General features: G+C 67.8%; 16 protein-coding genes. 11 read left to right on the forward strand and 5 right to left on the reverse strand.

Annotation, left to right across the window (positions count from 1 at the left end; all coding sequences use genetic code 11):
- Positions 1 to 66: 66 nt before the first annotated feature.
- A complete protein-coding gene (locus tag BLQ91_RS03915) occupies positions 67 to 1023 on the forward strand; it encodes a TIR domain-containing protein (RefSeq protein WP_090095193.1) in 957 nt (318 codons plus the stop codon).
- A 108-nt stretch (positions 1024 to 1131) separates the two neighbouring features.
- On the opposite strand, the gene BLQ91_RS03920 is transcribed toward BLQ91_RS03915, so the two are convergent.
- From BLQ91_RS03920 to BLQ91_RS03940, 5 genes are all read right to left on the reverse strand, one after another.
- On the reverse strand, positions 1132 to 1533 hold the full coding sequence (locus BLQ91_RS03920) for a hypothetical protein (RefSeq protein WP_143022517.1): 402 nt from the start codon (positions 1531 to 1533) through the stop codon (positions 1132 to 1134).
- A gap of 164 nt (positions 1534 to 1697) precedes the next feature.
- Complete coding sequence (locus tag BLQ91_RS03925) at positions 1698 to 2450, reverse strand: ESX secretion-associated protein EspG (RefSeq protein ID WP_090095197.1); 753 nt, start codon at positions 2448 to 2450, stop codon at positions 1698 to 1700.
- Complete coding sequence (locus BLQ91_RS03930; protein WP_090095199.1) at positions 2447 to 3721, reverse strand: hypothetical protein; 1275 nt, start codon at positions 3719 to 3721, stop codon at positions 2447 to 2449. The genes BLQ91_RS03925 and BLQ91_RS03930 overlap by 4 nt, the downstream gene beginning before the upstream one ends.
- Positions 3722 to 3743: 22 nt before the next feature.
- Positions 3744 to 4283: a DUF3558 family protein gene (locus tag BLQ91_RS03935; RefSeq protein ID WP_090095201.1), complete on the reverse strand. Its 540-nt coding sequence runs from the start codon at positions 4281 to 4283 to the stop codon at positions 3744 to 3746.
- Positions 4283 to 4726, reverse strand: coding sequence for a type VII secretion target (locus BLQ91_RS03940; protein ID WP_176959557.1), 444 nt, complete (start codon positions 4724 to 4726; stop codon positions 4283 to 4285). The genes BLQ91_RS03935 and BLQ91_RS03940 overlap by 1 nt, the downstream gene beginning before the upstream one ends.
- Positions 4727 to 4956: 230 nt before the next feature.
- Between BLQ91_RS03940 and BLQ91_RS03945 the strand changes: the two genes are divergently transcribed.
- The 10 genes from BLQ91_RS03945 to atpD all read left to right on the forward strand — a co-directional run bounded on the left by BLQ91_RS03945 (position 4957) and on the right by atpD (position 14072).
- Positions 4957 to 5607: an L-threonylcarbamoyladenylate synthase gene (locus tag BLQ91_RS03945; RefSeq protein ID WP_090095204.1), complete on the forward strand. Its 651-nt coding sequence runs from the start codon at positions 4957 to 4959 to the stop codon at positions 5605 to 5607.
- Positions 5608 to 5687: 80 nt separating this feature from the next.
- A complete protein-coding gene (locus BLQ91_RS03950) occupies positions 5688 to 6827 on the forward strand; it encodes a glycosyltransferase family 4 protein (protein WP_090095205.1) in 1140 nt (379 codons plus the stop codon).
- Positions 6828 to 6923: 96 nt separating this feature from the next.
- Positions 6924 to 7370 (forward strand): Cg1360 family ATP-synthase-associated protein, encoded by a 447-nt coding sequence (locus tag BLQ91_RS03955; RefSeq protein ID WP_090095207.1) that lies wholly within the window; start codon positions 6924 to 6926, stop codon positions 7368 to 7370.
- A gap of 149 nt (positions 7371 to 7519) precedes the next feature.
- Complete coding sequence (gene atpB / locus BLQ91_RS03960) at positions 7520 to 8296, forward strand: F0F1 ATP synthase subunit A (protein ID WP_090095208.1); 777 nt, start codon at positions 7520 to 7522, stop codon at positions 8294 to 8296.
- Positions 8297 to 8360: 64 nt separating this feature from the next.
- Positions 8361 to 8612, forward strand: a complete 252-nt coding sequence (locus BLQ91_RS03965; protein ID WP_090095210.1) for an ATP synthase subunit c family protein — start codon at positions 8361 to 8363, stop codon at positions 8610 to 8612.
- Positions 8613 to 8641: 29 nt separating this feature from the next.
- Positions 8642 to 9190: a F0F1 ATP synthase subunit B gene (locus BLQ91_RS03970; protein ID WP_425412407.1), complete on the forward strand. Its 549-nt coding sequence runs from the start codon at positions 8642 to 8644 to the stop codon at positions 9188 to 9190.
- Between the two features lie 3 nt (positions 9191 to 9193).
- Positions 9194 to 10027: a F0F1 ATP synthase subunit delta gene (locus tag BLQ91_RS03975; RefSeq protein ID WP_090095211.1), complete on the forward strand. Its 834-nt coding sequence runs from the start codon at positions 9194 to 9196 to the stop codon at positions 10025 to 10027.
- Positions 10028 to 10073: 46 nt separating this feature from the next.
- Positions 10074 to 11720 carry a F0F1 ATP synthase subunit alpha gene (gene atpA, locus BLQ91_RS03980; protein WP_090095212.1) on the forward strand — a complete coding sequence of 549 codons (1647 nt, stop codon included), beginning with the start codon at positions 10074 to 10076 and terminating at the stop codon, positions 11718 to 11720.
- An 8-nt stretch (positions 11721 to 11728) separates the two neighbouring features.
- The gene (locus BLQ91_RS03985; protein ID WP_090095214.1) at positions 11729 to 12643 is read left to right on the forward strand and encodes a F0F1 ATP synthase subunit gamma; all 915 of its coding nucleotides are present in this window, start codon (positions 11729 to 11731) and stop codon (positions 12641 to 12643) included.
- Positions 12636 to 14072, forward strand: a complete 1437-nt coding sequence (gene atpD, locus BLQ91_RS03990) for a F0F1 ATP synthase subunit beta (protein WP_090095970.1) — start codon at positions 12636 to 12638, stop codon at positions 14070 to 14072. The genes BLQ91_RS03985 and atpD overlap by 8 nt, the downstream gene beginning before the upstream one ends.
- The last annotated feature ends 152 nt before the right edge of the window (positions 14073 to 14224 follow it).

Consider the following 14224-nt stretch of genomic DNA (forward strand, 5'->3'; position numbering starts at 1 on the left):
CGGTCCTGATCAGAATGGGGTGAAAGTGGCGGAAACGCGAATTGTCAATGCGCCGAAGGAAGGCAGATGACGCCCTTGTCGGACGCCCCTGCGATCCGGTGCTTCCTGAGCTACGCACGCCAGGACGACGTGGTGATGGACTTCGTGGCCCCGTTCGCCGAAGCCCTGCGCCACTACGCCTACGCCGACCGCGGCCGAGCCCTGGAGATCTTCCTCGACCGCGAGGCCATCGGCTGGGGAGACCTCGTCCAGCCGACCCTGCGCGCCGCGGTCCGCAGCGCCATGGTCCTCCTGCCCGTGCTGACCCGCCGCTACTTCGACCGCCCGTACTGCCGCGAGGAACTGTTCCTGTTCCACAACCAGGCTTCCGCGGACGACGTCCGCGGCCTGCTGCTGCCCGTCGTCCTGCTGGGCGAGGACCACCTGACCGAGGACAACCCGGACCTTGCCGTGCAGATCGTCGTGGAACGCCGGCACCACAGCGTCCGCGAGGCGTGGATCGAGGGCCCGGACTCCCCGGTGTGGCGCCGCACCATGCTGACCCTGGCCTCCGCGATCGTCGACAACGTCGAAGCGGCCGAACGCGCGTTGACCTCTGCCCCGACGCCCACCGCGGTCGACGTTCCCGCCGTGCTGTCCCAGCTGTCGCTGGACGTCGACTCCGCCACCCGCACCGCCGGCTCCGTCGTGGCGGAGTTCCACGCGCTGCTGGCCACCGACTCCCCGGACTTCTCTCCCGGTGCCACCCGCCTCCGTGACGCCGCCCTGACGTTCGAACGCCAAGCCTTCGAAGCCGACCGCCTTTTGCGCGCTGCCAACGCTTCCGGCACCACCCCGACCGTGGCCGACCTGGGCGACCTGCTCGCGGGCATCGAAGCGCTGCTCACCGCCACCCACCGCCTGGAGACCTCCGACGTGCCGATCCGCCTGGCGATGGCGGCGTTCCGCGAAGGCCTCACCGCGCTGCGCAGCGGTCTGAGAGTGGCGAAGTCGTGGTCGAAGTTGCCAAATCCTGGCCAATAACTCGACGTTTCGTCGCACTGCGGCCGAGCGGTCGTAGGTTCTCGGCGGGGAGGGCACGCGGTCACGCGCTACGAGGATCCGCCGCCTCGCGCGTGACCGCGTGTGCGCCTACTGCTTCTCGGCCGCCGGCTCTGGCCGCCGAACCGGGAGCCGGACGACGAGCAGGACGAACCTGGCGCTGCCCAGCAGGCCGATCGCGAACAGCGCGTTGTGGAGCCAGGAGACCTCGTCGCGTTCGAGGCTGGTGAAGAACCCGGTCCCGTCCACTACGACATCGAGCTCGGCACCGACCGGCTTGGCCTTCCGCGCACCGGTGGGCGAGAGCTCCAACTCCCTGTCACCGCACCGCAGGTGGGTCGTGAACGAGTCGGCGCCACGGCTGCTGGGGTGCCGCTCGACGGCGTCCACGCGGCAGCGCAGCGTCTCGCCGAACGCGGTGAGCCACACCGAGTGCCCGCCGATGCCGGCGGGGAACAGGCTGCCGACGAAGACCGCCAAGGCGGGGACCAACAGCCACCCACCACCCCGCGGGCGGAGCTTTCCCAGGGCGATGATCGCGGAACGGCTCGACGAAGCGCGGGACCTTCTGCTGGTACGGCTCCTCGTAGTTCTTTTTCAGCGTTGCTGGAGCTGCTGCGCCCTCGACTCGAGGTCCGCGATCATCTTCTCGGGGTTCATCGGTCGCTCGTCATCGCCAGGACCTGCCCCAGGTGCCTCGCCAGTCCCATGTTGTCGGCGGGGCCGATCGTGAACCAGCCGGCGCGGGCGGGTACGTTCGAGTAGCGCCCGGCTTTCGTGTCGATCCAGGTGACGGGCGGGAAGTCGCGCTTGGTGCGCCCCTGTCCCATCTGCACCAGGAAGTGGCCGTTGCCGATGGCCGGGCCGGTCAGCATCTGCTTGGCGAGGCGCACGTCGTCGTTCTCCGTCGTCCTGACCGCCTGGCGGAAGCCCTCCTGCCGTTGCGGCTGCTCCTCGAAGGCCTGCGCGGGCACCGTCACCGGCTTGCCCGGCCCGGGACGTCCCGGCGGCATGGCGTTCGCGAGGCTGGTCGCGATCTCGTTGGCCTGCACCAGGTTCAGCGTGATGCCGCTGTCCTCCTGGACCACCAGCACCGCGTAACCGCCGCGCGCCACCACGCTCGCCCGGACCACCGTCCGCTGGCTCATGTTCGGCATGCAGAGAGCGATGACGCGGAGCTCGGGACGCGCCAACAGGTTCAGCGCGTCCTCGAGGTCGGGTTCGGGCTTGCCTCGCCGCGCGAGGTTGCGGCGTTCGAGATCGGCGTGCACCGCCGCCTTGATGCGCGCACGCTCGTCGAGCGTCTCACCGTGCTGGTTGATCTCGAAGGGGTACGGGATGCTCCCCGCCCGCAGGTCCTCCCAGAGGACCTCGAACGCGGGCAGGGAGAGCTGAGCGATCTGCCTCATCCGCCGATCACCGGCGGCGCGACCATGCGATCGTCGTCGAAGAACTCGTCGGTGGGCACGAGGTAGTTGGACTTGTGCTCCTTGTCCTCCCCGCCCTGGCCACCCTGACCGGCGCCACCGGCACCCATGCCACCAGCGCCCGCAGCCCCGGCACGACCGGAGCCACCGCCCGCGCCACCCGCGGCGCCGGCGCCGCCGCCAGGCCCCATGACACCGGCGCTGCCGCCGGGGGTCGACGGCCCGAAGCTGCCCATGCCACGACCGGCGCCCATGCCGCCGCCCATGCCACCGGGTCCACCCATGCCACGGCCACCACCGGCGCCGCCACCAGCACCGCCGCCGGGCCCACCCGGTCCGCCGGGACGCATGCCGGGCCCACCAGGCCCGCTACCGGGAGGCCGGCCCTGCAAGCCGCCACCGGGTGGCCGCATGCCGGGAGGCAACATCCCGGGCGGGGTGAACGGCGGCCGGTTCTGGCCACCGGGGTTGTTCTGGTTGTTGCCGCCGGGCTGCAGCGACGGGTACTTGACCTGCGGCGCGGCCCACGAGGCGTTCGTGGTGCCGTTGTTGATGCCCGACGGCGTGGACGGCATGCCCGCGTTGCTGGTGCTGCTGAAGCGCTGGCTCGCGTTGACGTTGCTCAGGCTGTGCGAGCTGTTGGTGCTGCTCGCCTGCGTGACGCCCTGGTCGTGCGTGACCTGGGGCGTGGACTCCATGGTGGGCATGGACATCGCGGCGGACATCATCGTGTTGTCGCGCGTCTGCATGACCTGGACGGCTTCTTCTTTGGCGCCCTGCTGCTTGTTGTACGTCGCCATCATCTCGATGGGCGCGCCCACCATCATGACGGGGTTGACCATGCCGCCCTTGTTCGTCAGCCAGTCGCCGGCGATGGAGAGGGGGTCGAACTTCACGGGGTCGGGCATGGACTTGTTGGCCTGGATCGCCGCATCCCGTTGCTGCGCAATGGCCTTCGAGGTGTTCGTGAAGCCCTCGCCGGTGTTCTCGGCGAACGTTCCCACCTTGCCGAGCGCGGCCCGGACTCCCTCGGCGGCCTTGCCCGTCCACGCGGACTGCGAGCCGTTCACGAGGATGCTGAAGTCGGTCGCCAGGTCCTTGAACGTGTTGCCGATCTTCAGCCAGGCGTCGCTGACGGCGGTCGCCGTGTCGGGAACGTAGTTCTGAGTGACCTGGGCCTTCATCTGCTCGTGCTGCTGGCCTGGGTAGTTCGCGTTCGGCGTCGGAACGCTGGGTTTGACGACGGGTGCCATGAGAATCCCCCCTCGGACGTCGTTACGGCAGCTTCGGTGCGATCAGGTCGGCAGCCTTGGAGGCCCGTGCGCAGGCGGCCGCGGTGTCGTCCGAGACGAGGCCGATGTTCCCGATGATCGAGACGGAGGACGACTCGCTGACGGCGATCACGTAGGTGCACATGCTGGTGGCTCCGTCCGGTGCCTCGACCTTCGTCGCGTCGTACTTGCCGACCTTGGTCTGGGAGACCTGACCGGTGAGGTTCAGGTCTTTGACACCGGACGTGGTGCGGATGCCCACGCGAAGCCCGCCCTTGCCGCTCACGTTCCAGCTGCATCCCTCGGCGGTACCCACCTTTTCCGCCTTGCCCTGGGTCTTGAGGTCGAGGCTGCCGGCCTCGGCCTCGGTCAGCAGGTCGCACGGCTTGCTGGCCAGTGCTTCCAACCCGGACGCGGAGCTGGAGCTGGTGGTCGGGGTTTCGCCACCACTCGTCGGCGTCGGGCTGCCCGTCGTTCCGGTGCTGGTGCAACCGGTGGCGAGAACGGTCAGGCTGATCGTCGTGGCGATGAGGATGCGCTTCATCACTTCCCGAGTTTCTTGAGCGAGTCGGCACCCGCTCGGTCGACGTTCGTGTAGGAGGCCCGGCTCTTCTCGATCTGCGTCTTGAGATCGTTGATCGCCTTGGCGAGCTCCTTCAAAGTCTTCTGCGCGGCGGTGCCGAACGTCCGGTTGCCCCTGCTGATCTCCTCGGCGTACCCCCCGCCGAGTTTTGTTTCCTGGCTCAGCTCTGCCGACAACTGGGCGACGTTCTCCAGCTCGTCCTGCATCGCGGTCAGTTTTTTGATCATGGCGTCGACCAGGTGCGGGTCGACGGACAGCTGCTGGGTCTCGACGGCCACGGCCACGGCCTTGCCGGCGGCCATCACGGCGCTGAGACCACCGTCGAAGATGCTGTTCCAGGTACCCCCGGCGGCCTTGTCGGCGAAACTGCCGACCTTGCCGCTCGTCACCACTTCCTCGGACACAGGAACTCGACCCTCCCCCGTTGCGCTCTGTGGTCGGCTCATGACCATACAGTTGTGCGGCCGTTCGGTGGATGCGTTGAACTACTTAGCCCTGTTTGGGTTGAAACTTTGGCTGGTCAGCCGTGGTGTGGTCGCTCGAAGTGAGAATGTAAGCGCAGGTCCGAGGTGATGTCCCGGAGTGTGCGCACCTGCATGCGGTGAGAGCAGCGGGGCTGGCTAGGCTCAGCGAGGTGAGCACGGTCTACGACTGCAGCGAACCTGGCAACCGCGCGGCCGGACTGGCCGCTGCCGCCGGTGCGGTGCGCAGCGGACGCCTCGTCGTCCTGCCCACCGACACCGTCTACGGGATCGGCTGCGACGCGTTCGACGCCGAAGCGGTCCGGAGTCTTCTCGACGCCAAGGGGCGCGGGCCCGACATGCCCGTGCCCGTGCTGGTCGGGTCCTGGACCACCATCGACGGGTTGGTCCTGAGCGTTCCCCGGCAGGCCCGGGCGCTCATCGAGGCCTTCTGGCCCGGTGGGCTGAGCATCGTGCTGCCGCACGCGCCGAGTCTGGCCTGGGACCTCGGGCAGACGCGCGGCACGGTGATGCTGCGCATGCCGTTGCACCCGGTGGCGCTCGAGTTGTTGCGCGATGTCGGGCCGATGGCCGTGTCCAGCGCGAACAAGACGGGGCACGCGCCGGCCGCCAGTGCGCAGGAGGCGCGGGACCAGCTCGGTGACGCTGTGCCCGTGTACCTCGACGGTGGTCTCAGCGGCGAGAACATCGCCTCGACCATCGTGGACCTCACGGGGCCGGACGCGTTGATCCTGCGTGAGGGTGCTGTCAGCAAGAAGGACGTCGACGAGGTGCTCGGCATCGAGGTTGAAGTCGCTCGCTGACGAGCGGCTGCCAGAATGATCATGCTGCCGCGAGTACCGTGGCGTGCACCCCGAACAAACACCGATTGATTGGTAGGCCCGTGGGGCCCGCATCCTCGTTCGTCCTTCCCGTGCGCGAGTACCTGCTCGTCGCGTTGATTGCTGCTGTTGTGACGTTCCTGCTCGTCGGTTTGGTGCGCGCGCTCGCGTTCCGGGTCGGGGCGGTGGCCTATCCGCGGCAACGGGACGTGCACGTGCAGCCGATGCCGCGGATGGGTGGTGTCGCCATCTACGGCGGCGTGCTGTGCGGCATGTTCGTGGCGCACCAGTTGCCGGTGCTGCGGGCGGCGTTCGACTTCTCCAACGATCCGTGGGGTGTCATCGTCGCGGGCGGCGTCATCGTGCTCGTGGGTGCGATCGACGACAGGTTCGAGCTCGACTCGCTCACGAAGCTGGCGGGACAGGTCACCGCTGCCGGCATCCTCGTGCTGTTCGGTCTGCAGTGGATGATCGCGTGGGTGCCGTGGGACGGCGGCGCGACCATCTCGCTGGACCAGAACCAAGGCGCGCTCCTGACCGTGCTGCTCGCGGTCACCATGATCAACGCGATGAACTTCGTCGACGGACTCGACGGGCTCGCGGCCGGCATCGGCCTGATCGCCGCGGCGGCCACGGCGGTGTTCTCGATCGGTCTGCTCGTCGAACGCCAAGGCGCCGTGGAGGCCTACCCGCCGGCGCTGATCGCCGCCGTGCTGGCCGGCGCGTGCCTCGGCTTCCTGCCGCACAACTTCAACCCCGCGCGGATCTTCATGGGCGACTCGGGCTCGATGCTTATCGGCCTGATGCTCGCCGCCGCGACCACCAGTGCGTCCGGCAAGATCAACCAGGCCACGGGCAGCGCGGCCGACCTCCTCGGTCTGCTGTCGCCGTTGATCGTAGTGGCGGCGGTGTTGTTCGTGCCGCTGCTCGACCTGCTGATGGCGATCATCCGCAGGACGCGCCGCGGCGAGAGCCCGTTCTCCCCGGACAAGATGCACCTGCACCACCGGCTGCTGGAAATCGGTCACTCGCAGCGGCGCGCGGTCCTGCTCATCTACCTGTGGGCGGGTGTGCTGGCGTTCGGCGCGGTGGCGCTGACGCTGTTCGACCCCATCATCGTGGCCACGTGCTTCGTCATCGGGCTGATCGTGACGTTCGTGGTGTCGGTGATCCCGCGGCTGCGAGAAGCGCGCAAGTCCTGACGGGAATTGGCGCGCCATCTTGTTTGGAGCCGCTTAACCGTCGTTAACGAGGGGCTGCGCGCAAGGCCTCACGAGCCGGTTCCTAGACTTCGGGACATGAGCGACGCGGACAAGGCCGTCACGCACGAGCTGACCGTCCAGCGACTCGCCGGGGAAATGTTCCGCGAGGCCGCCTGGGCCGCGCTCGGCACGTTTGTCCTCGGTGTCGTCGTGTCAACGGTGATCTGGGGGACCGCTGGTCTCTTCGGGTCATTGATCGGTGGTGCCATCGCCATCGGTTCGAGCCTCGGCACGCTGTTCTTGATGCGCAAGACGGCGTCTCTCGATCCGATGTTCGTGATGGTCGCCGCACTCGGTGGATTCATGGGCAAGCTGATCGTGCTGCTGCTCGCGGTGATCCTGCTGCGGGGCCAGTCGTGGCTCGAACCCAAGGCGCTCGGAATCACCCTGGTGGCGACTGTTCTCGTGACGTCGTTCCTGGAGGCCAGGGCCTCCAAGCGCAGCCGTAGTCAGATGGTGGTCCCCGCCTCCGAAGGCGCCTAGACCTGCTGATATGGTCCGCGCAGACCAGGGACACCCGATAGCAGGGGTGCCTCTGGCAGTCGCTTGCGAACCGTAAGGTACGTTAAGTCCAGATCGTGACGATTCCCCCGGCGGAGTGAACGCCGGCCGGGAGAACCGGAAGGAACACAGTGACCAAGTTGCTGGCTTCGGGGAGTGAGTTCGTCGCTCCCGGTGTGAAGGACTTCTTCCTCCCGCCGATCTTCGGTGACGTCACGAAGCCGATGGTCCTGCTGGTGCTGTCGATCTTGATCATCGGCGCCTTCTTCATTGCGGCGACCCGCAACCTCAAGGTCGTTCCCGGCAAGTTCCAGTTCGCCGCCGAGTCGCTTTACGACTTCGGGCGCAACAACATCGCCCGGGAGCAGATCGGTGCGAAGGACTTCAAGCCCTTCGTCCCGCTGATCCTCACGATCTTCTGCTTCATCCTCGTGAACAACCTGTTCGGGCTCATCCCGATCATCCAGTTCCCGACGATGTCGCACATCGGCTTCCCGCTCGCCGTTTCGTTGCTCGTTGTTTACCCGGTGTACCACTTCGTCGGGTTCAAGCGGCACGGCTTCGTGGGCTACTTGAAGCACCAGACGGTTCCGCCGGGCGCGCCGTGGTTCGTGCTCCCGCTGCTGATCCCGATCGAGTTCTTCCAGAAGTTCATCCTGAACCCGCTCACGCTGGCGATCCGAGTTTTCGCGGCCATGTTCGCGGGTCACCTCCTGCTGCTGGTGTTCACCCTGGCCGGTGAGTTCCTGCTGCTGAACGGCGGGCTGACCGTCATCGTGGCGCCGGTGTCCTTCGCCTTCGCCATCGCGCTGACCTTCCTGGAGGCACTGATCATGTGCCTGCAGGCCTACATCTTCGCGCTGCTGTCTGCCAGCTACATCGGCATGGCGCTGGCAGAAGAGCACTGAGAAACAGCACAAAGCCTCCGATCCGCGAACTCTCGCGGACCGAGTTGGAAAGGGAACAGCAACAGTGAGCGCTCTCCAGATCGCCCAGGACGCCGCCGTCAACATCAACCCGGGTCTTGCGGCCATCGGTTACGGCCTCGCCGCGATCGGCCCCGGCATCGGTGTGGGTCTGATCTTCTCCTCGGTCATCAGCGGCACCGCCCGCCAGCCCGAGGCCCGCGGCGTGCTGCTCGGCCTCGCGTGGACCACCTTCGCCATCGTCGAGGTCCTCGCGCTGATCGGCTTCGTCGTGTACTTCATCGCGACCGCCGGCTGACCTAACCCTTCAACGCGCTAGGAGACGTCGTGTACGACACCCTGATCCTGGCTGCGGGGGACGAGGTCAACCCCGTTATCCCGCACCCGGCAGAGATCATCCTCGGTCTCGTCGCGTTCCTGCTCCTCCTCTTCGTCATCAAGAAGTTCGTGTCACCGCGCTTCGAGGCGCTGTACGCGGAGCGGACGGCCAAGATCGAGGGTGGCATCGAGAAGGCGGAGCAGGCTCAGGCCGAAGCTCAGCGCACGCTCGAGCAGTACAAGGAGCAGCTGGCCGAAGCTCGCGCCGAGGCCGCGCGCATCCGCGACGACGCACGGGCCGAGGGCCTGCAGATCGTCGAGGAGCTGCGTGAGCAGGCGCAGGCCGAGTCGGCCCGCATCGTCGCGCAGGGCCAGCACCAGCTGGACGCGCAGCGCGCCCAGATCGTCGCCGAGCTGCGTGCCGACCTCGGCCGCACCGCCGTCGAGCTGGCGAGCAAGGTCGTGGGCGAGTCCCTCGAGGACGAGTCCCGCCGTCGCGGCACCGTCGACCGCTTCCTCAACGAGCTGGACGCCGTCGCGGCGCCCGCGAGCAAGTAGAGGCTGCCGATGACGTTGCATGCCGCAAGTCGTGAAGCTCTGGCAGCCGCGGAACTGCGGCTGCTGGAGCTGGCCGACGCCACCACGTCGACGAACGACCTCGCCACGCTCGGCGAGGAGCTCTTCGCCGTGCTCGACCTGCTGGCCGGGCAGCGCTCGCTGCGCGGCGCGCTGGCGGACGCCTCGTCCGAGGCCGCCGGTCGTGAGCAGCTGCTCCGCGGCGTGTTCACGGGCAAGGTGAGCGACGCGACCCTGCAGGTCCTGGTCGCGGTCGTGACCGCGCGCTGGTCCAGCCCGCGTGAGCTCGTCGACGGTGTCGAGTCGCTCGCCCGCACCGCGCTGCTGGTGCGTGCCGAGCGTGACGGCCAGCTCGACTCGACCGAGGACGAGCTCTTCCGCCTCGGTCGCATCGTCGCCGGTTCGAACGAGCTCGAGCTGCTGCTGGCGGACCCCGCCGGCGACGCGGCGGGCAAGGTCGCGCTGGTCGGCTCCCTGATCCAGGGGAAGGTCAGCCCGGTCACCAAGACGCTGGTGGACCAGCTGGTCCGCAACCCGCGCGGGGTTCGCGTCGCGGACGGGCTCTCCGAGCTCGCCGACCTGGCGGCCCAGCGCCGTCAGCGTTCCGTCGCGCACGTGAAGTCCGCTGTGGAGCTGACCGCCGAGCAGGTCGACCGCTTGACCGCGACGCTGACCACGATCTACTCGCGCCCGATCGCTCTGCACGTGGAGGTCGACCCCTCGCTGGGCGGCGGCCTCTCGATCAAGATCGGCGACGAGATCATCGACGGAAGCATCGCCGGCCGGTTGGCGGCACTGCGCCGCAATCTCGCCAGCTAGCCCCCGAGCCCTTTCCCAAGAACGAAGAAGTGAGAGCAGGAACGACATGGCGGAGCTGACGATCTCGTCGGACGAGATCCGCAGTGCGATCGAGAAGTACGTCTCGAGCTACTCCCCGGAGGTCAGCCGGGAAGAGGTCGGTACCGTCTCCGAGACCTACGACGGCATCGCCATCGTCGAGGGCCTTCCGGGCACGATGACCAACGAGCTGCTCGAGTTCCCCGGCGGTGTCCTCGGCGTCGCGCTGAACCTCGAGGTCCGCAACATCGGTGCGGTCATCCTCGGTGACTTCGACAAGATCGAAGAGGGCCAGGAGGTCCGCCGGACGGGCAAGGTCCTGTCCGTGCCGGTCGGCGACGGCTTCCTCGGTCGTGTCGTCAACCCGCTGGGTCAGCCGATCGACGGTCTCGGCGACATCGTCGCGGACGACACCCGCGCCCTGGAACTGCAGGCCGCGTCCGTGCTGCAGCGCCAGCCGGTGTCCGAGCCGATGCAGACCGGCATCAAGGCCATCGACGCGATGACCCCGATCGGCCGCGGTCAGCGCCAGCTGATCATCGGCGACCGCAAGACCGGCAAGACCGCGGTCTGCATCGACACGATCATCAACCAGAAGAAGGCCTGGGAGTCGGGCGACCCCCAGCAGCAGGTCCGCTGCGTGTACGTCGCCATCGGCCAGAAGGGCTCCACCATCGCGGGCGTCAAGACCGCGCTGGAGGAGGCGGGCGCACTCGAGTACACGACGATCGTCGCCGCCCCCGCTTCTGACTCCGCCGGCTTCAAGTGGCTGGCGCCGTACACCGGCTCCTCCATCGGCCAGCACTGGATGTACCAGGGCAAGCACGTCCTGATCATCTTCGACGACCTGACCAAGCAGGCCGAGGCGTACCGCGCGATCTCGCTGCTGCTGCGCCGCCCGCCGGGCCGCGAGGCCTACCCCGGCGACGTCTTCTACTTGCACTCGCGTCTCCTCGAGCGTTGCGCGAAGCTCTCGGACGACCTCGGCGGCGGTTCGATGACGGGTCTCCCGATCATCGAGACCAAGGCGAACGACGTGTCGGCGTACATCCCGACCAACGTCATCTCCATCACCGACGGTCAGTGCTTCCTCGAGTCCGACCTCTTCAACGCCGGTGTCCGCCCGGCCGTCAACGTGGGTATCTCCGTCTCCCGCGTCGGTGGTGCCGCGCAGATCAAGGCGATGAAGGACGTCGCGGGCTCGCTGCGCCTCGACCTGTCGCAGTTCCGCGAGCTGGAGGCCTTCTCCGCGTTCGCGTCCGACCTCGACGCCGCGTCGCGCGCCCAGCTGGACCGCGGTGCCCGTCTGGTCGAGCTGCTCAAGCAGGGCCAGTACTCGCCGGTCCCCGTCGAGGAGCAGGTCGTCGAGATCTTCGCCGCGACCAAGGGCCACCTGGACGACGTCCCCGTCGGTGACATCCGCCGGTTCGTCGCCGACTTCAAGGACTCGCTGCGCCGCAACCACGCGGACCTGCTGGGCAGCATCGTCGAGACCAAGAAGTTCCCCGAGGACGCCCAGAACCGCGTTGCCGCCGCCGTCGCCGAGTTCAAGAAGCAGTTCACCGCTTCGGACGGCACGACGATCGTCAACGAGGCGCCCGAGAAGGCGATGGACGCCGACAAGGTCGCCCAGGAGTCGGTGAAGGTCCACAAGCCCGAGCCCACCAAGAAGTGATCTGAGCCATGGGCGCACAGATTCGGGAGCTCCGCCAGCGGATCCGAACGGTCAACTCGACCAAGAAGATCACGAAGGCCTACGAGCTCATCGCCACGTCTCGCCTCGCCAAGGCGCAGACCAGGGTCGCGGCCTCGCGCCCCTACGCGGACGAGATCACGAACGTGCTCTCCGCGTTGGCCGAGGCCTCGGCGAACCTCGACCACCCGCTGCTGACGGAACGCAAGAACCCGAAGCGCGCCGCTGTCCTGGTCGTGACCAGTGACAAGGGCATGTGCGGTGGCTACAACGCCAACGTGCTCAAGGCGGCCGAGCAGCTGATCGAGCTGCTCAAGTCCGAGGGCAAGGAGCCGGTGCTGTACGCGACCGGCCGCAAGGCGATCGGGTACTACAACTTCCGCCGCCGCGAGGTCACCGCGTCGTGGAGCGGGTTCTCGCAGACCCCGCACTACGTCAACGCCGTCGAGGCGGGTGACGCGCTGGTGGAGGCGTTCCTGGAGGGCACGGAGAACGGTGCGCGGGGCGTGGACGAGATCCACGTCGTGTACACGGAGTTCAAGTCCATGCTGAGCCAGACGCCGACCGCCAGGCGGATCGCGCCGATGGACGTCGAGTACACCGGTGAGACCCCCAAGGGCCCGCGCGCGGTGTACGACTTCGAGCCCAGCGCGCAGGCGCTGCTCGGTGCGATGCTGCCCAAGTACGTGAAGACGCGGCTGTTCTCCGCGTTGCTGGAGGCGGCGGCGTCGGAGTCGGCGGCACGCCGCACGGCCATGAAGGCCGCGACGGACAACGCGACGGAGCTCGTCCGCAACCTCAGCCGGGCAGCGAACTCGGCCCGTCAGGCCCAGATCACCCAGGAGATCAGCGAGATCGTCGGTGGCGCCTCCGCGCTTACCGGTGGCGCAGGAAGTGATGACTGACATGAGTGTTACTGCCACCACCACCCGCACCGGTCGTGTGGTCCGGGTGATCGGTGCGGTCGTCGACGTGGAGTTCCCGCGCGACGCCGTGCCGGAGCTGTTCAACGCCTGCCACGCGGAGATCACCTTCGAGGCCGTCGCCAAGACGCTGACCCTCGAGGTCGCGCAGCACCTCGGCGACAACCTGGTCCGCTGCATCTCGATGCAGCCGACCGACGGTCTCGTCCGCGGTACGACCGTGACCGACACCGGTGCCGCCATCTCGGTGCCGGTCGGCGACGTCGTCAAGGGCCACGTCTTCAACGCCCTCGGTGACTGCCTCGACCAGCCCGGCCTCGGCCGCGACGGCGAGCAGTGGGGCATCCACCGCAAGGCGCCCGCCTTCGACCAGCTCGAGGGCAAGACCGAGATCCTCGAGACCGGCATCAAGGTCATCGACCTGCTCACCCCGTACGTCAAGGGTGGCAAGATCGGCCTGTTCGGCGGCGCGGGTGTCGGCAAGACCGTGCTCATCCAGGAGATGATCACGCGTATCGCGCGTGAGTTCTCCGGTACGTCGGTGTTCGCCGGCGTCGGTGAGCGCACCCGTGAGGGCACCGACCTCCTCCTCGAGATGGAGGAGATGGGCGTTCTCGGCGACACCGCCCTGGTGTTCGGTCAGATGGACGAGCCGCCCGGCACGCGTATGCGCGTCGCGCTGTCCGCTCTCACGATGGCGGAGTACTTCCGCGATGTGCAGAACCAGGACGTGCTGCTCTTCATCGACAACATCTTCCGGTTCACCCAGGCCGGTTCCGAGGTGTCGACCCTGCTGGGCCGCATGCCTTCCGCCGTGGGTTACCAGCCGACGCTGGCCGACGAGATGGGTGAGCTCCAGGAGCGCATCACCTCGACGCGCGGTAAGTCGATCACGTCGCTGCAGGCCATCTACGTGCCCGCTGACGACTACACCGACCCCGCCCCGGCGACCACCTTCGCCCACCTGGACGCGACGACGGAGCTTTCCCGTCCGATCTCCCAGAAGGGCATCTACCCGGCCGTCGACCCGCTGTCGTCGTCGTCTCGAATCCTCGAGCCGTCGATCGTCGGCGAGGAGCACTACCGGGTCGCCCAGGAGGTGAAGAGGATCCTGCAGAAGTACAAGGAGCTGCAGGACATCATCGCCATCCTCGGTATGGACGAGCTCTCCGAGGAGGACAAGGTCCTCGTCGGTCGCGCGCGTCGTCTCGAGCGCTTCCTCGGCCAGAACTTCATCGTGGCCGAGAAGTTCACGGGTCAGCCCGGTTCGTTCGTGCCGATCAAGGACACGATCGAGGCGTTCGACCGCGTGTGCAAGGGCGAGTTCGACCACTACCCGGAGCAGGCGTTCTTCTCCTGCGGCGGGTTGGACGACGTCGAGGCCAACGCCAAGAAGCTTGCCGGCAACTGAGCCAGCTGGCTTTGCGAAGGGCCGTCCCTCCTCTGTGGAGGGGCGGCCCTTCGCCTTTTCGCGCGGCATGACGTTTCCGTTGGGTGGAAACAGCCCTCCCGGCCGCGGGTCCCAGGTCGCACGATGCACGGCATCACCAGGGCCCCTCGGCG

Source organism: Lentzea jiangxiensis (genome assembly GCF_900104175.1).
Lineage (GTDB): Bacteria > Actinomycetota > Actinomycetes > Mycobacteriales > Pseudonocardiaceae > Lentzea > Lentzea jiangxiensis.

Coding starts and splice junctions, on each gene's coding strand:
- BLQ91_RS03915 (WP_090095193.1), top strand. CDS start 67: ATGACGCCCTTGTCGGACGCCCCTGCGATCCGGTGCTTCCTGAGCTAC.
- BLQ91_RS03925 (WP_090095197.1), bottom strand. CDS start 2,450: ATGAGGCAGATCGCTCAGCTCTCCCTGCCCGCGTTCGAGGTCCTCTGG.
- BLQ91_RS03930 (WP_090095199.1), bottom strand. CDS start 3,721: ATGGCACCCGTCGTCAAACCCAGCGTTCCGACGCCGAACGCGAACTAC.
- BLQ91_RS03935 (WP_090095201.1), bottom strand. CDS start 4,283: ATGAAGCGCATCCTCATCGCCACGACGATCAGCCTGACCGTTCTCGCC.
- BLQ91_RS03955 (WP_090095207.1), top strand. CDS start 6,924: ATGAGCGACGCGGACAAGGCCGTCACGCACGAGCTGACCGTCCAGCGA.
- atpA (WP_090095212.1), top strand. CDS start 10,074: ATGGCGGAGCTGACGATCTCGTCGGACGAGATCCGCAGTGCGATCGAG.
- BLQ91_RS03985 (WP_090095214.1), top strand. CDS start 11,729: ATGGGCGCACAGATTCGGGAGCTCCGCCAGCGGATCCGAACGGTCAAC.
- atpD (WP_090095970.1), top strand. CDS start 12,636: ATGACTGACATGAGTGTTACTGCCACCACCACCCGCACCGGTCGTGTG.